This is a genomic window from Pseudomonas syringae group sp. J309-1 (assembly GCF_032582135.1).
Lineage (GTDB): Bacteria > Pseudomonadota > Gammaproteobacteria > Pseudomonadales > Pseudomonadaceae > Aquipseudomonas > Aquipseudomonas quasicaspiana.
In genome coordinates this window covers 85,825-105,605 of sequence record NZ_JAWHNU010000015.1, presented here as the reverse complement: position 1 = coordinate 105,605, position 19,781 = coordinate 85,825, and the positions used below count along the sequence as shown (strand labels likewise).

Genomic DNA, 19,781 nt, shown 5'->3' with positions numbered 1-19,781 from the left:
CGCGATAAGGCTGGATGCGATCTAAAGTGAACGGCGTCCAGCCTTATCGCGAGCAAGCTCTGCTCCCACATTGGATTGCATTTCAGCGTCACATTTTTGGGCTTAGCCTTTGCGCTTAGGGGCTGCGCAACAGGTCCAGCATCTCCTGCAGATCAGTGATGTGCTGCAGGTTCATACACAGTTCTCCCAGATGTTCGGCCTGCATGGCGGGCAGGGCGCGGTTGGCCAGCGAGCTGTATTTCGACCAGAGTTCGCCGTCGCCGATCGGGTTCAGCGGGCCGCCCAATGGGGTTTTTATTTGCAGGGTGGCGCTGCGTCCATCTTCGCTGACAAGCGTGACATACGGCTCATCCAGCGGTGCGAGGGATTCATCGACCTGCATCTGTATCTTCTGCATGAACCCCTTCACGGCAGGTGACGTGCGGTTTATCTCTTCGTACGCATCCAGCCCCGCGTGACCCAGCAAGCAGCGCACTGCGAGGGCATAGGGCAAGCTCATTTGCGCAGCGGCCAGGGTCTTCGTGTCGATGCCCGCGCACATGTCCACCAGAAAGGCGCTGGCGTTGACCTGAATGGACGCGACGTGATCGGCGTTGATCTGCATTTCGTTCAACAGTTGGCCAATGGCATCGATGGCCGAGTGAGTACCCCGGCACGCCGCATAGGGTTTGATCGAGCAACGCGCCAGTTTCCAGACCACGCCCAGATCATCGGTCAGCGCCGGAGGCTGGGCCGTGTCGCGGGCGAGTGTGCGCAGAAATCCGCCCCATACGTCGTCGAACACCTGTGTCGGCCCGGTAATGCCTTCACGCGCCAGCAACGCAGCCAGCACACCACCTTCGGCGGGGCGTCCGGCATGGAGCTTTTTGCTGTCGGCGCCGTCGTGGATGAATGCCCACAAGCCGCCACTCATGCTGGCCGCCAGACCCAGTGCCGAGCCCGTCTGCTGTTCATCAAGTTTGAGCAATCGAGCGCAGGCAGCAGCCGCGCCAAATACCCCGCACGTGCCTGTGGAATGCCAACCTGCTTCGTTATGTGGTGAATACCCGCCACAGGCCTCCAGCACCCGGCGCGCCACGTCGTAACCGAGCACCATGGCCGTGAGCAGTTCCTGGCCATCGGGCATTGGCTCGCACAAGGGCAATACCGCGAGCATGGCCGGGACGACGACCGCGCCGGAGTGATCGCAGCCACCAGCGTCATCCAGCTCCAGCGCGTGGGCGGCGATGCCATTGATCAGCGCTGCGTTTCGCGCTGACAACCCATAGTCGGCACCCCAGATCACCGATGCGCCTTCAGCCTCGCTGGCATTCATAGCGCGCAGCGCATTCTGGGTCAGCGGAGCTTGCGACCCGGCCAACGCTGCGCCCAGGGTGTCGAGCAGATGCTGCTTGGCTTTGACGACCAGCGCTTCGGGCAGCTCATCGAATGAGGTACGGCAGATGAACTGGCTGAGGGTTGCGACGGCGTTGGTCATAAAGAGAGGCTCATAAATGGGCGTTACCGCGATTTCTGTAGGAGCTGCCGAAGGCTGCGATGGCTTTTTCCTGACCCACCGCATTCGCAGCCTTCGGCAGCTCCTACAGGATCAATGTCAGGCGTCAGATTGTCAGGCGTTCTGGACTTTGTTGTGCCGCTCAAACACTGCCGCCGGGTGATCCTCAGGCACCTTGCTGTGATTGCCACTCCACCAATCCGCAACTTCCTCAGCGGTGGCAAACCACACATCCGGCTGCGCCTTGAGCCAGCTCAGCAGCTCTAGCAACAAACCACTTCGGCCGACGGTGCCGAGGGTTTCGGGATGCAGTCGCAACACGTAGCACAGGCCGAAACGATGGAAGCCATTAAAGTCGTGCTGCCAGTTTTTCAACACCTCGGCGCTGGAACCAATGCGCGCCTGGCTGACCGGCACCGCAGGCGCCAGGTTGAAGGCGAAGTACGGCTCGTCCTCCAGTTCGCAATGCAGTGGCAGCTCAACCAAAGGTGCCGAATCAATCTGCGTCGCTGGATGCAAATAAGGCAGGTCATCGCCAGACCACGATGAGGACCATGCGATACCTTCCGCACGCATTGCATCAACGAAGCCCGGCGCATAACTGCCTGCGGGCGCACGAAAGCCGCTGGGACGCTGACCTGTCATCTCGGCAATCACCTGGCAGCCTTGCTTCAGAGACGCGTGTTGCCCGGCAAGATCGAGTTGTGAAAAATCTTCATGGCGATAGCCCGCACAGGCGATTTCGTGGCCTGCTGCATGAATGGCCTGAATCACTTGTGGGTTCTCCTCGGCGACGATACCGGGGATGCACCAGGTCGATGGCAGGTTCTGATCCGCAAGAATCTGCAGTACCCGCTGCACACCGCGTGTCGTGCCGTAGCGCCAGACCGACAGGCTCTTATCGCGCCCGGCAATCGCTGGAACCTGAGTCAGGATGCCGTGAATGTCGTTGTAATCAAATGTGATGACCACTGCGCAACGATAAGGCGCGGGCCAGACGGATCTGGATTCAGTCATGCCGATGCTCCTTGAGCCAGAAGTTGGCGACGTCGTCGCAGGTCGCAAACCAGACGTCCGGGTGGCCGTGCATGTGCTCCAGAAATCTCTCAAGAATACCGATGCGCCCCGGCTTGCCGCTGATCTTGGGATGGAACAGCGTGGTCATGCACAGACCTTCGCGATAGGTGCCGTCGAACTCGCGACACCAATTGTCCAGCGTCTGGTCGTAACTGGCGATGCGGTCGAGCCCGGCCGGGTAATTCGGCGCACGGGTGTAGGCCAGCGAGGCGTAGTCATCCAGTTCCCAGCGGCCGGGGATTTCCACCAGTCCGTTTGGCTGGCCGGGCACTTCGATGAAGTACGGGCGGTCATCGCCGCGCATGCTGCTGGAGTAGGTCACACCGCAATCCATGAGCAAGGCGGGTGTTTCTTTGTGCCAATCGCCTGAAGGCGTGCGGAAACCTGTGGCAGTGATGCCCAGATAGCGCTTGAAAATGTCGGCGCTGATCTTCATGACGTCGCGCTGGGCTTGCAGGTCCAGGGCGAAAAACGATTCATGACGATAACCGTGATAAGCCACTTCGTGGCCGTGTTCGATGATTGCCTGGCATTGTCTGGGCCAGTTCTCCACGACCCAGGACGGGACGAAAAAAGTCGCCGGTGTCGCGTGGGCTTTGAGCATGTCCAGCAGACGTGGCAATGCGCGATAGGGGCCGTAGCTGCCGAAGGTGAAGTATTCCGGTTTCTGCCAGATCGAGCCGTCGAGCATGGCTGCACCGGTCGGGCCATCCAGATCGAAGGCCAGGGCGACGCTGGCGCGGGCGTTGTTTGGCCAGCGCAGATCGTTAGAGGCAAACATGGGGAGTCTCCGCCTGTGTGAATATCACCCGCCCGGTCCCTGGGCGAGTGCAATGGCGCTTACTTGGCGCCGTTCAAGACAGCTTGTTCGAGTGCGCCATTCTTGAGCTGCCACTTGCCGAGGATCTGCTCGTAAGTACCGTCTTTGATCATGTCGTTGAGGGTGGCGATGATCGCGGTGCTCAACTCGGCGTTGTGCTTGGCAACGCCCAGGCCGGTCAACTGACGCGACAATGGCTCACCGATGACCTTGAACACGCCTGGCTCCTGGCCCTGAATGTACGGCAGGGTTTCGCTGCCTTGCACGGCGGCGTCCAGTCGCGACTGGCGTAGTTGCGCACGGGCATCGGCGCTGCCTTCGGTGCCGACGACAGTGATGGCCGGTTTGCCGATGGCCACGCAGTTCACTTCGCTCCACTTGGCGATTTCCACCGGGAACGTGGTGCGACGGCTGGTGCCGATTTTCTTGCCGCACATATCAGCGGTGGTCTTCAAATCCTTCTGGGATTCGAGGGTGTAGAACTGCGGGCCGGTGCTGAAGTAGTCAACGAAGTCTACAGTCTGCTGGCGCTCAGGCGTGTCGGTCATGCCCGACAGCACGATGTCGATACGGTTGGTGGCCAGACCGCTGACCATTTGTTCGAAAGCGGTTTCCTGCCACTTGATCTCGACACCCAGACGCTTGGCGATCTCGGTGCCCAGGTCGTAATCGACGCCGGTCAGTTTGCCGGTTGCAGGATCCTTGAAGTCCATCGGCGGATAGTTCGGAGCGATACCGGCGGTAATGTAGCCCTTGTCCTTGATGGATTTTGGCAACACGTGAGTGTCGGCTGCCCAGCTCGAAACCGAAATCAGGGCGGACAGTACGGCGGTAGCGGTAAGCGCGAAAGTTTTCAAATCGGACATCCTCAGCAAGGGTTTGAGTTCAGTTCAAAACGGCAGCAATAAAATCCTGGGTGCGTGGGTTGCGCGGGTTCATCAGCACGTCTTCGGGTGCCCCCGTCTCTATGATTTGCCCCGCATCCATGAACACCACGCGGTTGGCCACTTCCCGGGCAAACCCCAGTTCGTGAGTGACCACAATCATGGTCATGCCGCTCTTGGCCAGGTCACGCATGACCGACAGCACTTCGCCGACCAGCTCGGGATCGAGGGCCGACGTCGGCTCATCGAACAGCATCAGCTTGGGACGCATGGCCAAGGCCCGAGCGATGGCAACACGTTGTTGCTGACCACCTGAAAGCTCGATGGGATAAGCATTGGCCTTGGCTTCCAGGCCTACGCGCTTGAGCAGTTCCATGGCCAGTTCCCGGCAATCTTCAACGGGTTGACGCAGCACCTGCGACGGCCCTTCGATGATGTTTTCCAGCACGGTCATGTGCGCGAACAGGTTGAAGCGCTGAAACACCATGCCGGTCTTGAGCCGTTGCTTTGCGATCTGTACGTCGCTCAGCTCCACCAGCTTATGGCCGTCGGTGCGGTAGCCGAGGATTTCTTCATCGACCCACAGCCCGCCGCTGTCGACTTTCTCCAGCTGGTTGATGCAACGCAGCAGGGTGCTTTTGCCGGAGCCTGACGGGCCGATAATGCACAGCACTTCGCCGTGAGGGATTTCCAGATTCACGTTCTTGAGCGCCTGGAAGTCGCCGAAGAACTTGTTGACGTCTACTGCTTTGACGATGTTCAACATGATTGCGCCTCCTGGGGCTCAGTTACGTTTGCCAGCGCCGCGGGCGAAGCGTTTTTCCAGTCGGCTCTGACCCAGTGTCAGGATGGTCACGACCGCCAGATACCAGATGCCGGCCACGATCAGCAGCTCCATGACGCGGGCGTTGGCGTAGTAAATGTTCTGTGCGTTGTGCAGCAGCTCCGAATACTGAATGACGCTGGCCAGACTGGTCATTTTCACCATGCCGATGAACTCGTTGCTGACCGGCGGGATGATGATCCGCATGGCCTGCGGCAGGATGATCCGGCGCAATGCTTGCAGACGCGGCATGCCGATGGACTTGGCAGCTTCGTACTGGCCGCTGTCCACTGACAGCAGACCGGCACGCACCACTTCGGCTGTGTAGGCACCCTGATTGATGCCCAGGCCCAGCAGCGCGGCGGCAAACGGCGTGATCACTTCAACGGTCTTGAATTCGAACAAACCGGGAATGCCCAGAGTCGGGAAGATCAACGCCAGGTTGAACCACAGCAGCAATTGCAGGATCAGCGGTGTACCGCGAAACAGCCAGGTGTAACCCTGAGCCACATAGCGCAGCAGCGGGTTCTGCGACATGCGCATCACCGCCACGATCACCCCGAGCACCACCCCCAGCGCCATGGCCAGGATCGACATGATGATGGTGTTCAACAGGCCGAACATGATCGATTCGGCGGTCAGAAATTGCCGCACGAAACCCCATTCGATATTGCCGTTGATGAAGGCATGAACCAGCCCGATCAACAGCACCACGATCAGTGTCGCTGAGGCATAACGACCGTAGTAACGACGTGGCACTACCTTGTAGGTCGAAATGTCGTACTTGGCCGCGAGTGAAGCGCGCTCGGCGCTCGCTGAAGCTTGAGGTTTTGACATGGAATGCTCTCCGTTGAATCAGCCGCGCGGACCCGCGTAGTCGAGTGCCCATTTTTCCTGTGCGACCAGTTGCGCCTTGAAGCGCTCGATCTGCTCGGCCACCCGTACCGGCGACGTTCCGCCCCAGCCGCTGCGGGCGGCCAGTGCTGCTTCCAGCGTCAAAGCGTCGAGCACTTCTGGCGTCAGGCGTGAGTCGGTTGCGGCCAGCTGTTGGGTGCTGAGTTCTTCCAGGCCGATATTATTTTCTTCGCAGAGCTGCACCAGTTTGCCGGTGATCTCGTGCGCTTCTTTGAACGGCACGCCGCGCACCGCCAGCCAGTCGGCAACTTCAGTGGCGAGGGTGAAGCCCAGTGGTGCCTGACGCAGCAATTCGTCAACGCGCACCTTCATGGTCTGGACCATGCCCGCGAAAGCAGGCAGCACCAGATGCACGGTTTCCAGGCTGTCGAGAATGGCGTGTTTGTCTTCGCTCAAATCGCGGTTGTAAGACAGCGGCTGAGCCTTGAGCACGGCCAGAATGCCGGTCAGGCTGCCGATCAGCCGGCCTGATTTCCCGCGGGCCAGTTCGGCGATATCCGGGTTTTTTTTCTGCGGCATGATCGAGCTACCGGTGGCGTAACCGTCGTCCAGTTCGATCCAGCGGAACTGGCGGGAAGTCCACAGGCAGAACTCTTCGGCCAGTCGCGAAATGTTGATGCCGAGCATGCTGCTGCAGAACAGGAATTCCGCGACGTGGTCGCGGCTGGCGACGGCGTCGATGGAGTTTTCGCAGGGGCCGCTGTAGCCCATTTCTGCCGCCGAGCGCTGCGGATCGCGAGCGATGGCCGAGCCTGCCAGAGCGGCCGCGCCGAGTGGCGACAGGTTGAAGCGTTTGTCCCAATCCTGCAGGCGCTGGATGTCACGATGAATCGCCTGAGCGTGCGCCATCAGGTGATGGGCGAACACGATCGGTTGCGCTTGTTGCAAGTGAGTAAAGCCCGGCGCGATGGTGTTGATGTGCTGCTCGGCTTGCGAGACCAACGCCTTCTGCAATTCGAGAATTGCCAGGGTCATGACCCGCACCTGATCACGCAGGAACAGCCGCATGTCATTAGCCGACTGGTCGTTACGCGAACGGCCTGCGCGCAGTTTGCCGCCCAGCGTGCCAAGGCGTTCGGTGAGCAGGCGTTCGATGAAGGTGTGTACGTCTTCGTCGGCAGCAATCGGTTCGATGTTGCCCGCGGCGAAGTCCACGTCGATGGTGCGCAAGGCTTCGATGATGCGCGCGGTTTCGTCGGCATCCAGCAGTCCGGCACGGTTCAGCTCGTTGGCATGCGCCTTGGAACCGGCGATGTCGTACGGCGTCAGGCGAAAGTAGGCGCGTGGCGAGCGGGACAGGTTGGCCATGGCTTCGGCAGGGCCGGTCTTGAAACGTGCGCCCCAAAGGCGATCAGTGGCGTCAGACATGTAAATTCTCCGTTGGCACGTTGATTGCTCCACCCTGAACAACAGCGTGTTGTGCGATACGAACTGCGATGTGAAGATCGCGGGGCGAGCAAGGAATAAGTGGACTTACACTTAACGTTGAATTGATCAATTGAGAGGGATGCTAGAAAAAACCAACGCGCGGGGAAATGTTTTAAATGGCAAGTCAACTTACTGAAACTGGAAACCTGCCAAAACGAAGTGGTGAAGCGGCGATGTCAATGGCCAGCGCCATGGACTTGAAACTCTTCAAGGTTTTTAGGGCAGTGGTTGAAGCGGGAGGATTTACCGCTGCACAGGTAGAACTGAATATCAGCCTGGCGGCAATCAGTAAGCAGATATCGGATCTTGAAATTCGACTGGGCATGCGCTTATGTACGCGAGGGCGGGAAAAGTTCTGCCTGACCGAACAAGGCAAGATTATCTACGACGCCAGCCTTGACCTGTTTATGGCGCTGGATAACTTTCGTGATCGCCTCGGTAATGTGCGTGGCGAGTTGCTCGGCGATTTGAATATCGCCGTCATCGATAACACTGTTTCAGACCCCGACTCCCCTTTGGTGGATGCCCTGAAAGCCTTGCAGATAAAGGCTCCAAAGGCAAAGGTGCGGCTCAATGTGGCACCATTGGACGAGATCGAGCAAGGTATTCTCAAAGGCCGTTTTGCGGCCGGTATCGTGCCCGTGTATAGCGGTAAAGATGACTTTCAAGTGATCCCGCTGTATGACGAAGTGTCAGAGCTTTACTGTTCGAACAGCCATCCGTTTTTCGCCATGAGTGACGAAAGTGTCGATGAGAAGTGCCTGTCGGAAGCAGAGTTCGTCGAGCACGCTTATGCCGTTCATGCGGGTAAGTCGACATTGATGAGCCAGCGCGAAGTGACAGCTGTGGCCACTCAGGTTGAGGCCGTGGCGATCATGATAAAGACGGGGCGTTATCTGGGTTATTTGCCCGTTCATTGGGCCAGAAGTTATGTCTCGCGTGGCGAGATGCGCTCTATAAAGAGGCAGAAATTCGCCATAGCCACACCGGTTAAACTGTTGTACAAGCAGCAGGTTCCACGCAACCCTTTGTTGGATGTTTTTCTCGAAATAATGCAGGAAAGTTCCAGCGCTAATAACCAGAGCTAATAAGACAGCAACTAATGCGCGCTACTGGTGCGTGTTACGGAAGTACCCGGTTACCGCGCACCGGAACGGAACATCAAGGTGCGGATTGGCGATCAGTGGTCGTTTCGCGCAGGCGTTGGAGGAATACTGATTCGGCTTTGGTCAGGCGTTGCTCCAGATTCCACAGCAAGTTGATATCCACAGAACCCACACCTTCTTCAGGCGGCAAGCGCCACAAACGGCCGGTTGCCAATTCGTTCTGGCAGATGTGTTGCGGCAGGCATGCGATGCCAAATCCCGCCAGTACCAGACGTAAGACTTCCTGTGTATTGGCGGACGAAGCGACGATTTGTCCGGTGAGTTTGTGCAGGTCACGAAACTCGGCCAGCGACGACAGCGTGCCCCCCAGCAGATCCCCGGTGAAAATAATCAGCTGCTCGTTACGCAGGTCGGTCAGGGTCAAATCGTCGCGCCCGTATAAAGGATGCTCGTCACTGCAATAAAACGCGTAGTGCTCCTGAGTCAGGCATTGCTGGCCGAGCCAGGCGGGCGCTGTGCGGTTGACTGCCAGGCCGAAGCTGGCGGTTTTCTGGGACAGCGAGCTAAGGATTGCGTCGCTGGATTGCACGTCGATTTCCAGGGTGATGCCGGGATAGTCGCGGTGCAGTTGCGACAGAAACTTATCGTAGGCGGGGCAGCGAATCCCGCTCACCGTCAGCATCCGCACTTTGCCTACGACCTGATCGCTGCTGCGCTCCAGTGCCGCGTCCAGCTGGGTGAAATGGCTCTGCACTTCCGCTGCTACGCGCAGCGTTTCAATGCCCGACTGGGTCAACAGAAAGCGCGGCCCGCGACGTTCGATCAGCGCAGCACCCAGTTGCTCTTCAAGACGCTTGATCGCTTGACTGACGGCGGGCTGGGACAGGTGCAGCCTTGCGGCGGCGCGGCTGATGCTCAGCTCTTGCGCGACGACTTGAAAGGTACGCAACAGATTCCAGTCCAGCCGCTCGCCCAGCGACCGCGAAGACGGACGAGGAATGGCTACCGGGCTTGTCGATTGAGTCACTGCACAGCCTTTATTGGTGAAAAAAATAATGAATATAAGCAATGGCGAATTGAACTGCTTTGCCCTTTGCTCTTAAAAAGGCTGCACAAATTGCGCCATGACCTTTTGATGGAACCCACGATGTCCGCTCCCGCCAGCCACGATCGGCTACCGCCGCACATGCCCGAGACCGAACGCAACGCCCGCTGCGAACTCGCCGCGCTCTACCGTTTGCTGGCTCACTACCGCATGACCGACCTGATCGATACGCACATTTCCTTGCGGCTGCCGGGCGACAGCGGACACTTCCTGATCAATCGCTATGGCACCCTGTTCGAGCGCATGAGCGCCAGCACGCTGGTGAAGATCGATAGCGAAGGTAACGTCGTCGACGAGTTCTACCCCGAGCACCGCGTCAACCGTGCGGGCTTCGTTATCCATTCTGCGATTCATGCCGCGCGCCCCGACGCGCACTGTGTGATTCATACCCACACCGCGGCAGGCATCGCCGTGTCGGCGCAGCGGGCAGGGTTGCTGCCGTTGAGTCAGCACGCATTGAAGTTCTACAACCGTCTGAGTTATCACACCTACGAAGGTATTGCGGTTGATGTCGCAGAGCGTGAGCGTCTGGTGGCCGACCTGGGCAGCAACAACGCGATGATCCTGCGCAATCACGGCCTGTTGGTCGCCGGTGGTTCCACGGCCGAAGCGTTCGCCAATATCTACTTCCTGGAGCGAGCCTGTCAGGCGCAGGTTCAGGCGCTGGCCGGTGGCGTCGAGTTGGTACAGCCAGACCCGCACATCTGTGAGCACACCGCGCAACAGTTCGAAGCCGACGACAGCGAAGGCATCACCGAACTGGCCTGGCAAGCGGCATTGGAACTGATTGCCAGCCAGCGTGACGAGTATTGCTCATGAAGCCTCTGGTGTTGCTTGGCACAGGCGGTGGCCTGGGGCGTGTTCGTGAAAATCTCCTGGCGCTGGACCCGTCACTGACGATTCTGCGGCCGGGCGAAGCCGGTGCGCAGGGCGCTGAAGTTGCACTCTGTTGGAACCCGTCGCCAGGCGATCTGGGAATGTTTCCCAAGCTGCGTCTTATTCATTCCATTGCTGCCGGTGCTGATCAGATCTTCAAGGATCCAAGTCGGCCAGCGCATGTTCCGGTCTGTCGCATCATTGATCCGGACCATCGACTGGGCATGATCGAATACGTTCTATGGGGTGTGCTGCACTATCATCGTGGCTTTGATCAGATGCTGAAAAATCAGGCCCGCGTGGTCTGGCATCGACCCGGGCAGCAACCGGCCAAGCAAACCCGAGTGGGCGTTATGGGGCTTGGCGAGCTGGGGCGCGCCGTTGCGGTGCAACTGGCCGGGCTGGGTTTCGATACCCGCGGCTGGGCGCGTCGTGCGCAGCAGGTTGAGGGCGTAAAAACCTTTCAATTGGCTGAATTCAATGAGTTTTTGCAGGATCTGGACATCTTGGTCTGTTTATTGCCTCTTACCACAGAGACAGTTGGCATTCTGAATAACGAGACCTTCGCGCCCATGACGAAAGGCTCGGTCATCATCAACTGCGGTCGTGGCGAACACCTGCGTCGCGACGACTTGTTAGCCGCGCTGGACAGCGGTCAATTGCGTGGCGCTTTGCTGGATGTATTCGAGCAGGAACCATTACCCACGGACGACTCATTCTGGCGCCATCCGCAGATATGCGTGACGCCGCACATTGCTTCATCCGCTTCCTACGAAGTGATAGCTGAACAGATTCTTGGAAACCTGAAACGCCTTGATGCGGATTTACCCTTGGCGAATCAGGTCAACCCGGAACAGGGCTACTAGGGAGAGTAGTAACAAGCCAGACCTGGGTTGGGGGCTTCTTGGGGAGAAGAAGCCGGGACTGGTTGTGTGTGGGAACAACGGCTTGATCTATAAGAAATGCCATCGCGAATGTATTGGCAAAGGAAACAACCCCTTCTGAATCTGCCAATAAATATCCGCTCGCCCAACGAAGGCAGGCGGATGCGATAACCAACGGAGCGCAGTAATGAATGTTAGCAAGCTAAGTGTCATTGCCCTGGCAGTGGCAGCGGGATCTGTGCAGCCGGTTTTTGCTGATTCGCAGGCAGACGCTACGGGTTTTCTGGAAGGCGCCAAGTTGAACGTCAAGGCGCGCAACATGTACATGAACCGCGACCAGCGTGCTCGCAACTCAGGCGACACCGGCGAAGAGTGGGCGCAAGGCTTCATCGGCAACTTTGAATCCGGCTTCACTCAAGGCACCATCGGTTTTGGTCTGGATGCGATCGGCATGTACGGTCTGAAGCTGGATACTGGCGATGGTCGCACTGGCCGCGGTACCGGTTTGCTTGAGCAGGAAGATGGCGGCACCCATGCCAAAGACGGCTACGGATATGCTGGCGCTGCGGTCAAAATGCGCGTTTCCAAAACCGTGTTGAAGTTTGGCGACCAGATCGTCAACAACCCGGTCTTCGCGACGTCTGACAGCCGTCTGTTGCCGGAAACGGCTCAAGGTCTGTTGGTCACCAGTAACGAAATTGACAATTTGACCCTGCAAGGTGGTCACTTCACCTCGCTGAAAAGCCGTAACTCGAGCAACCACGACAGCGGTGGCCTGGATGTCATCAACTTCGGTGGCGGTTTGTACAAGTTCAACAAGAACCTGTCGGCCAGTGCTTACTACTCGAACGTTGAAGACGTATGGCGCAAATACTACGGCAGCCTGACTTACGCTTTGGCGTTGTCGCCACAGGACGTCGTGAAGTTCGACCTTAACGGTTACGACACCAAAAGCATCGGCGCTGAAGAGCGGGGCGTTTACGACAGCACTATCTGGAGTCTGACGGCGTCCTACACCCTCGGTGCGCACACCTTCCTGGTTGGCCGTCAGGTGGTGAATGGCACCAACAACTACGATTACGGTGTTGACGGTAACAGCACCATCTTCGTCGGCAACTCGGTTCAGTTCTCTGACTTCAACCATGAAAACGAGAAGTCCTGGCAGGCACGCTATGACTTGAACATGGCGCTCTACGGCGTGCCGGGCCTGAGCTTCATGACGCGTTATGTCATGGGTTCCGATGCGACCACCGCGACCCGCGACAATATCAACGCTTGGGAGCGTGATATCGAAGCCAAGTACGTCGTCCAGTCTGGCCCGGCCAAGGACCTGAGCTTCCGTGTGCGTAATGCGACCTATCGCAGTGGCGCTTCGGACTTCAACTCGAAAGTCGACGACACTCGTCTGATCATCGAATACCCGATCAGCATCCTGTAATAAATTTCGATCCCCATCGAAATATGGCCCGCCCCGGATTCATCCTCCGGAGCGGGTTTTTTATGGGCGCGTGTTCAAGTGTTCAATGTGCGGTAATCACGACCGCTTTTGATCAGCGCATCAATGGTTGCCAGGGGCGGGGTCCAGCCGAGCAGGCGACGCGCTTTATCCGAATCAACCACCAGCGATGCACACAGCGTGGAATACATAGGGCCTTTGCCCAACAGCCTTGCCCCGCGACGCAATAACGACGCAGGCACAGGCACCAGCCGGGCTGAGCAGCCCATTCCATTGGCCAGGTGCTTCACCAATTCAGCGGTCGAGAGGTCAGCGCCGTCCGAAATCAGGAACAGTTCGTTGGCAGCGGCAGGGTGTCGGACACACAGCGCGATGAAATCCACCAGATTCTCTAAGGCAATAATGCTGCGCCGGTTATGAATGGCAGCAAACGGCATGGGCACACCCGAACGAACCCACTGCATCAACTTCGAAAAATTCCTCGGCGCATGGCCCGCGTAGACCAGTGGTGGACGGATGATCACCAAGTCCATGGCTGTGCCGTGTAACAGCTTTTGCAGCGTTTGCTCCGCTTCGAGTTTTGACCGTGCGTAATCATCCGTCGGAGCGGGCAGGGATATTTCGTTGAAAGGGGCATGGTGGGTTGTCGAGCCATTGACGCCGACCGAGCTGATGAAAATGAAACGTTGCGTGCCCGCAGACAAAGCTTGCCGCGCCAGGGTCAGCGTGCCGTCGACATTGGTGCGTCTGAGTTCTTCCAGCGAACTGCCGCGAGTGGCGAGATGGGCTGCGACATGGATGACGGTGTTTACGCCTTGCAGAGCGGCCGACCAGTCGGTCGCGGCATTGGCTTTGTCTACTTGAATAAGCGGAGCTATCGACGGCTCAGGATTTTGCTGGCGGGTCGAACCTGTCACCTGGTATTGAGGCTCTGTAGCAAGTCTGTGCAGCAATGCTTTACCGATAAAACCTGTTGCGCCTGTGACGAGTATTTTCATGGTTTTCCTGATGTGCCGTTAGCTATTGCTGCAATCAGGATAGTAGGGGGATTGGGGACTGCTGACGGTTGAAGAAAAAAGCCCCGATTGTGCCTCCTACAGATCCAGTGTTTTCCGTGGGGCAGCACCTCCTGCCTGAAGTGCGCTTCAATTCGGGGCCTGTTCGCCTTTCATGCTCAACGCCGCCAGCAATACCGCCGCATACCCCGGCAATGCAGCGAAATCCACCGCGCACAGGAGCAATTGCCGGTCGGCCCATGCGTCGCTCAATGGCACACTTTTGAAGGTGTGCGGCCCTTGCCAGCGTTGCACCGCGGCTTGCGGCACTATGCTCAATCCCGCGCCATGGCTGACCATCCGGATCGCTGCGTCAAAGCCTTCAGCTCGCACCCTGATGCGCAGTCGTTTACCAAGATGCAACGCTTGTGCTTCCAGGTGCAGGGCCAGGGCACTGTTGGCCGACAGACCGACGAATTCATAATCCAGCGCCTGGTTGAAATGCAGTTTTGGCTCGCGCTGCAACGTGTGATCGAGCGGCATGATCAGGCTCAATGGATCCGCTCGAAACGGCCGGGTCTGCAGGTCACTGGCGTCGACTGCGTCGGAAATAATCCCGATGTCGGCCGTGCCATTGCGCAACGCATGAATGATGCGCAGGCTGGAATGCTCTTCAACATCAATGTCGATGTGCGGATGGCTGACCAGGAAGTCCGCGAGCAGCTCTGGCAGATGCTCGCTGAGGGTTGAGCTGTTGCACAGCAGGCGCACTTGTCCCTTGAATCCCTTGGCATAGTCCGCGAGATCAAACTGCATGCGCTCGACCTGTTGCAGGATAAGCCGTGCGTGCTGCGCCAGCGCCTTGCCCGCAGGCGTGGGCGTAACGCCGCGCCGGCCGCGTTCCAGCAGAGGAATATTCAGTGACGTCTCAAGCCCCCGAATGCGCGCACTCGCTGATGCCAGCGACAGATGACTGCGTGCCGCTCCGGCGGTGATGTTGCCGCTTTCCAGCACATTCAGGAACAGGCGTAGATCAATCAAATCGAAGTGCATGTGGGTTTGTCCGGTGTGGCTCATCTCAAAACAATGCAAACCACCGCATTGAAATACATTTTCTGTAGAAGTCGCCCCGGTGTCCCTGACACCACGCTGTCGTGCAGCAAACATGGACCCTGTAGGAGCGCACGAGCACCGCGAGGCCGCGATAGCGGTGTGTCAGGCAGTACGCCATCGCTGCCTCGCGGTGCTCGTGAGCTCCTACAGAAAAGTATTCCAGATCAGGGAATTACATTTTGGTTGATGAGAGTTGCAGAAGGAATTCAGACAGCAGCAAGCAAATACAGCCTCTGTCTCTGCCTGAGGCTGGCTCAGTATATGGCGAATTTTCCAATACGGTCTGCGCTGCCAATATACGGCCATGAACGACATTATCGAGCACTATCAAACACTCGGTTGGGCCTTATCAGGGCTGGTGATGGTGGCTTTTTTGCTCGCCGGAACCGTGAAGGGCGTGATCGGCCTTGGCTTGCCGACCGTGGCCATGGGGTTGCTCGGGATGGTTATGCTTCCGGCGCAGGCAGCCGCATTGCTGATCATTCCTTCGACCGTGACCAATGTCTGGCAACTGATGACTGGCGGTCATCTGATCCCGCTGCTCAAGCGGCTCTGGCCCATGTTGCTGATGATTGCTTCAGGCACGGTCTGGGGGTCCATGGTCATCGGCATCGGCAGCGGTCCATTGATGACCCGGGCGTTAGGCGCGGCCTTGTTGCTTTATGCCTTGAGCGGTCTGTTTTTACCGACGCTGTGTATTGCGCCACGCCATGAAGTCTGGCTTGGCCCGGTGTGCGGTTTTGTCACCGGCGTGATCACCTCGGCCACCGGGGTGTTTGTGATCCCGGCCGTGCCTTACTTGCAGGCATTGGGGCTGGAACGTGACGCACTGGTGCAGGCGTTGGGTCTGTCTTTCACGGTTTCCACGCTAGCGTTGGCCGGTGGTCTGTTCTGGAATGGCGCACTGGGCGGCGGCGAGCTGGGCGCTTCGGTTCTGGCGTTGATCCCTGCGCTGCTGGGTATGTGGTTCGGGCAGTGGCTGCGTCAACGGATCAGCGCGAAGGTGTTCAAACGCGTGTTCTTTGTCGGTATGGGAGCGTTGGGTTTACATCTGCTGCTCGGCTAGCGGTTTCAATAATGTGAGGCTTATTCGTGCTTGTGGATCAAAAGTTATTTGACCTTGCCGGCCTTATTCTCACAGACCTCAGCCTGTATCTTTCGCCCATCAAATTTAATGACCCTCCCTTTTACTTGATGGGGTAACACATGAAAAAGATTCTGTTATTGAACGGCGGCAAACAATTCGCTCACTCCGATGGTCGTTACAACGCCACCCTGCATGAAGCGGCGGTGGCGTATCTGGATCGCTCCGGGTTCGACGTCAAAGAAACCTTCATTGACGGCGGTTACAACATCATCGATGAAGTGCAGAAGTACCTGTGGGCTGACGTGATCATTTATCAGATGCCAGGCTGGTGGATGGGCGCGCCGTGGACCGTCAAGAAGTACATCGACGAAGTCTTCACCGAAGGCCACGGTTCGCTGTACGCCAACGATGGTCGTACCCGTTCCGATGCGTCGCAGAAATACGGCAGTGGAGGCTTGCTCAAAGGCAAGCAGTACATGATTTCCGCTACCTGGAACGCGCCACAGCAAGCGTTCGAAGACCCGACTGATTTCTTTGAAGGCAAGGGTGTGGATGCGGTGTATTTCCCGTTCCACAAAGCCAACGAGTTCCTCGACATGACCGCTTTGCCGACTTTCCTGGCGGTGGATGTCATGAAGATGCCGAATATCGAGAACGACGTGAAGCGTTACGAAGCGCATCTGGCGCAGGTGTTTGGGGTTCAATCGCAGGTTTGAGGGGCGACACAGCCCCTGTGGGAGCGAATTCATTCGCGAAAGCGGCGGCACAGACAATAGATATGTATTGGGTGTACTGACCTCTTCGCGAATGAATTCGCTCCCACGAGAATTGTGTTTGCAGGCCAGCATAGAATCTTCCACAGCTCCGGCGCTTCAGTATTGGTTTTCAACCCCTGCTCAAAAATAGCGCTAATATCCCGCGTATTTTCGAGCGGAGTACATGGATGAAAGCCCGGTCTGACGAATTACAGGTATTTGTTTCAGTCATCGAAAGCGGTTCAATTTCTGCCGCGGCCGAGCAGATCGGACAGACGCCATCGGCCATCAGCCGTACGCTGTCGCGCCTCGAAGCCAAGCTGGAAACCACCCTGATCAACCGCACCACGCGGCGCATGGACCTGACGGAAGAGGGCAAGTACTTCCTCGAGCAGGCCCGACAGATCCTGGCGCAAATGGAAGACCTCGAAGAGCGCCTGTCATTGCGTCACCAGACCCCGGCCGGGCGTTTGCGGATCAACGCGGCATCGCCGTTCATGTTCCATTCGGTCGTACCTTACGTGGCCGAGTTTCGTCAGCGTTATCCGGAGATCCAGCTGGAACTCAACACCAACGACCTGATCATCGATCTGCTGGAACAAAGTACAGACGTCGCCATCCGGATCGGCAACCTCGCAGATTCAACGCTGCATGCCCGTTTTCTGGGCAGTAGCCCACTGAATATTCTGGCCAGCCCGGCTTATCTTGAGCGCCATGGTCAGCCCAAAACCGTAGCGTCATTGAGCAACCACGTACTGCTGGGTTTCACCCACACCGAAACCCTCAACCATTGGCCGCTGCGCCATACCGAAGGTGATCGTTTACTGATCCAGCCCGCTATTTCTGCGTCCAGCGGCGAGACCCTGCGCCATCTGGCATTGGCGGGAGAGGGTATTGTCTGTCTGTCGCACTTCATGACCCACGAAGACATCCGCCTCGGTCGCCTCAAAGTCATTCTGCCCAACGCCAACAGCGGTCATCGCCAGCCGATCCATGCGGTGTATTACCGCAACTCACAGCTGGCGCTTAGGATTCAATGCTTCCTGGATTTCATTCAGGAGAAGATGGCGGGGTATGTGGTTTAGTTGGCCTCTTGCGACTAGACCGCGACGATTCAACAAGACTGTGAGTGCATTCTCTGTAGGAGCTGCCGAAGGCTGCGAAGCATTCATTCTGACACACCACCATCGCAGCCTTCGGCAGCTCCTACAGGTCTAAAATTTGCGTTTACGGCCTCACTGGTCATTAATCAACCTCGTCTGACCTTCACATTAAGGAAGCCTCATGCGAGTGGTTATGTTCAAGGCACTGGCTTTGTCAGTGGCAATCATCAGTTCATCTTCCGTATTTGCCGTTACGCTGGAAGGCGGCGCGGTGGCGTCGCCTGATGAGTACGGCGCAAAAGTAGCCGCCGATGTGCTGCGCAAAGGCGGCAATGCGGTGGACGCCGCGGTCGCCACCGCATTCACGCTGGCCGTGACCTACCCCGAGGCGGGCAATATTGGTGGCGGTGGCTTCATGACCTTGTTCATGAATGGCAAACCGTACTTCCTCGATTACCGTGAGACGGCGCCCAAAGCGGCCAGCCGTAACATGTACCTCAACGAAAAAGGCGAGGTGATCGAAAACATGAGCCTGGTCGGTGCCCGCGCAGTCGGCGTGCCGGGTACGGTCATGGGGCTCTGGGAAGCGCATCAGAAATTCGGCAAGTTGAAGTGGGCTGAGTTGCTGACCCCCGCGATTGGTTATGCGCAGAACGGCTTCAAGGTGGCTGAAAAACAATACATGTACCGTCAGGAGGCCCTGGAGCTGTTCAAGGGCACTACCAACTTCAATGATTATTTCGGCAGCATGAAAGTTGGTGAAACCTTGCGTCAACCTGAGCTGGCCAAGACCCTGGAACGCATCGCCAACAAGGGTGCGGATGAGTTCTATAAGGGTGAGACCGCTGATTTATTGGTCAAGCAAATGGAGCATGACAAAGGTCTGGTGACCAAACAGGATCTTGCTGATTACAAAGCGCTTTGGCGCAAGCCGCTGCACGTCAACTGGCAGGGCAACACCTTGTACACCGCGCCTTTGCCCAGCTCAGGTGGTGTCGCGCTGGCGCAACTGATAGGCATCAAAGAGCAGCGAGCTGATGACTTCAACGGCGTGGCGTTGAATTCCGCCAAGTACATTCACCTGCTGGCGGAAATCGAAAAGCGCGTGTTCGCTGACCGGGCTGATTACCTGGGCGACCCGAACTTCACCAAGGCCCCCGTTGCAGAATTGATCGACCCGAGTTATCTGGCCAAGCGCGCGAATGAGATCAATCCGACCGCCATCTCTCCAACCGAAAACGTCAAACCGGGGCTGGAACCGCATCAGACCACGCACTTCTCGATCGTCGACAAGCAGGGCAACGCGGTCAGCAATACCTATACGTTGAACTGGGATTACGGCAGTGGCGTGGTGGTGAAGGGCGGGGGCTTTCTGCTCAACGATGAAATGGACGACTTCAGCTCCAAGCCGGGCGTTGCCAATGCGTTTGGTGTGGTGGGCGGTAGCGCCAATGCCATCGAGCCGGGCAAGCGCATGCTGTCGTCGATGAGCCCGAGCCTGGTGACGCGTGACGGTCAGGTAACGCTGGTATTGGGTACGCCCGGCGGCTCGCGGATCTTCACCTCGATTTTTCAGGTGCTGAATAACATCTACGACTACAAACTCCCGCTCAAGGAAGCCGTGGGTGCGCAACGCGTGCATCACCAGTTATTGCCCAAGGATACGATCTATTACGATTCCCACGCGCCTTTGACTGGCAAGGTTGCCGACGAGCTGAAAGCCATGGGTTACACGCTCGAAGATCAGGGCTGGGAGATGGGTAACGTGCAGGCAATCAAAGTGGACGGCACGAAGCTGGAAACAGCCTCGGACCCGCGGGGCAGGGGAGTGGGGATGGTGGTGCGGTAGTTATCGATGT

Annotated in this window: 18 protein-coding genes; 8 read left to right on the top strand and 10 right to left on the bottom strand. The window is 57.7% G+C overall.

The features are described 5' to 3' along the window. Positions 1-115: 115 nt before the first annotated feature. The 7 genes from RX972_RS11420 to argH form a co-directional block, all read right to left on the bottom strand. Positions 116-1,477 (bottom strand): MmgE/PrpD family protein, encoded by a 1,362-nt coding sequence (locus tag RX972_RS11420; protein ID WP_316875127.1) that lies wholly within the window; start codon positions 1,475-1,477, stop codon positions 116-118. Positions 1,478-1,609: 132 nt separating this feature from the next. Then, on the bottom strand, positions 1,610-2,512 hold the full coding sequence (locus RX972_RS11415; protein WP_316875125.1) for a polysaccharide deacetylase: 903 nt from the start codon (positions 2,510-2,512) through the stop codon (positions 1,610-1,612). Then, entirely contained in the window at positions 2,505-3,353 is an 849-nt protein-coding gene (locus RX972_RS11410) for a polysaccharide deacetylase family protein (RefSeq protein WP_231670944.1), read from the bottom strand. The genes RX972_RS11415 and RX972_RS11410 overlap by 8 nt, the downstream gene beginning before the upstream one ends. Positions 3,354-3,412: 59 nt before the next feature. Then, on the bottom strand, positions 3,413-4,249 hold the full coding sequence (locus tag RX972_RS11405) for an ABC transporter substrate-binding protein (RefSeq protein ID WP_406644112.1): 837 nt from the start codon (positions 4,247-4,249) through the stop codon (positions 3,413-3,415). A 28-nt stretch (positions 4,250-4,277) separates the two neighbouring features. Continuing rightward, entirely contained in the window at positions 4,278-5,042 is a 765-nt protein-coding gene (locus RX972_RS11400) for an amino acid ABC transporter ATP-binding protein (protein WP_122395431.1), read from the bottom strand. A gap of 18 nt (positions 5,043-5,060) precedes the next feature. Continuing rightward, the gene (locus tag RX972_RS11395; RefSeq protein WP_099269033.1) at positions 5,061-5,936 is read right to left on the bottom strand and encodes an amino acid ABC transporter permease; all 876 of its coding nucleotides are present in this window, start codon (positions 5,934-5,936) and stop codon (positions 5,061-5,063) included. An 18-nt stretch (positions 5,937-5,954) separates the two neighbouring features. Beyond that, positions 5,955-7,382 carry an argininosuccinate lyase gene (gene argH, locus RX972_RS11390; protein WP_099269034.1) on the bottom strand — a complete coding sequence of 476 codons (1,428 nt, stop codon included), beginning with the start codon at positions 7,380-7,382 and terminating at the stop codon, positions 5,955-5,957. 176 nt (positions 7,383-7,558) lie between these two features. On the opposite strand from argH, the gene RX972_RS11385 reads away from it, so the two are divergent. Further along, positions 7,559-8,530, top strand: a complete 972-nt coding sequence (locus tag RX972_RS11385; RefSeq protein WP_316875119.1) for a LysR family transcriptional regulator — start codon at positions 7,559-7,561, stop codon at positions 8,528-8,530. Between the two features lie 73 nt (positions 8,531-8,603). On the opposite strand, the gene RX972_RS11380 is transcribed toward RX972_RS11385, so the two are convergent. After that, a complete protein-coding gene (locus tag RX972_RS11380; protein ID WP_316875118.1) occupies positions 8,604-9,575 on the bottom strand; it encodes a LysR family transcriptional regulator in 972 nt (323 codons plus the stop codon). A gap of 120 nt (positions 9,576-9,695) precedes the next feature. Between RX972_RS11380 and RX972_RS11375 the strand changes: the two genes are divergently transcribed. The 3 genes from RX972_RS11375 to RX972_RS11365 all read left to right on the top strand — a co-directional run bounded on the left by RX972_RS11375 (position 9,696) and on the right by RX972_RS11365 (position 12,851). Further along, on the top strand, positions 9,696-10,472 hold the full coding sequence (locus RX972_RS11375) for a class II aldolase/adducin family protein (protein WP_122705357.1): 777 nt from the start codon (positions 9,696-9,698) through the stop codon (positions 10,470-10,472). After that, positions 10,469-11,395 carry a glyoxylate/hydroxypyruvate reductase A gene (locus RX972_RS11370; protein WP_316875117.1) on the top strand — a complete coding sequence of 309 codons (927 nt, stop codon included), beginning with the start codon at positions 10,469-10,471 and terminating at the stop codon, positions 11,393-11,395. Before RX972_RS11375 ends, RX972_RS11370 begins: the two co-directional genes overlap by 4 nt. A gap of 205 nt (positions 11,396-11,600) precedes the next feature. Next, on the top strand, positions 11,601-12,851 hold the full coding sequence (locus RX972_RS11365; RefSeq protein ID WP_099269039.1) for an OprD family porin: 1,251 nt from the start codon (positions 11,601-11,603) through the stop codon (positions 12,849-12,851). 74 nt (positions 12,852-12,925) lie between these two features. Here the strand turns inward: RX972_RS11365 and RX972_RS11360 are convergent, their stop codons facing one another. Then, positions 12,926-13,867: an NAD-dependent epimerase/dehydratase family protein gene (locus tag RX972_RS11360; RefSeq protein WP_316875115.1), complete on the bottom strand. Its 942-nt coding sequence runs from the start codon at positions 13,865-13,867 to the stop codon at positions 12,926-12,928. A 147-nt stretch (positions 13,868-14,014) separates the two neighbouring features. Continuing rightward, positions 14,015-14,917, bottom strand: coding sequence for a LysR family transcriptional regulator (locus tag RX972_RS11355; protein WP_316875113.1), 903 nt, complete (start codon positions 14,915-14,917; stop codon positions 14,015-14,017). 364 nt (positions 14,918-15,281) lie between these two features. Here RX972_RS11355 and RX972_RS11350 point away from each other — a divergent pair, with 364 nt between their 5' ends. From RX972_RS11350 to ggt, 4 genes are all read left to right on the top strand, one after another. Continuing rightward, positions 15,282-16,043, top strand: a complete 762-nt coding sequence (locus RX972_RS11350) for a sulfite exporter TauE/SafE family protein (protein ID WP_316875111.1) — start codon at positions 15,282-15,284, stop codon at positions 16,041-16,043. Positions 16,044-16,183: 140 nt separating this feature from the next. After that, a complete protein-coding gene (locus RX972_RS11345) occupies positions 16,184-16,780 on the top strand; it encodes an NAD(P)H-dependent oxidoreductase (protein ID WP_231676903.1) in 597 nt (198 codons plus the stop codon). A 227-nt stretch (positions 16,781-17,007) separates the two neighbouring features. Further along, positions 17,008-17,904 (top strand): LysR family transcriptional regulator, encoded by an 897-nt coding sequence (locus RX972_RS11340; protein WP_099269044.1) that lies wholly within the window; start codon positions 17,008-17,010, stop codon positions 17,902-17,904. 199 nt (positions 17,905-18,103) lie between these two features. After that, a complete protein-coding gene (gene ggt, locus RX972_RS11335) occupies positions 18,104-19,771 on the top strand; it encodes a gamma-glutamyltransferase (protein WP_027901644.1) in 1,668 nt (555 codons plus the stop codon). The last annotated feature ends 10 nt before the right edge of the window (positions 19,772-19,781 follow it).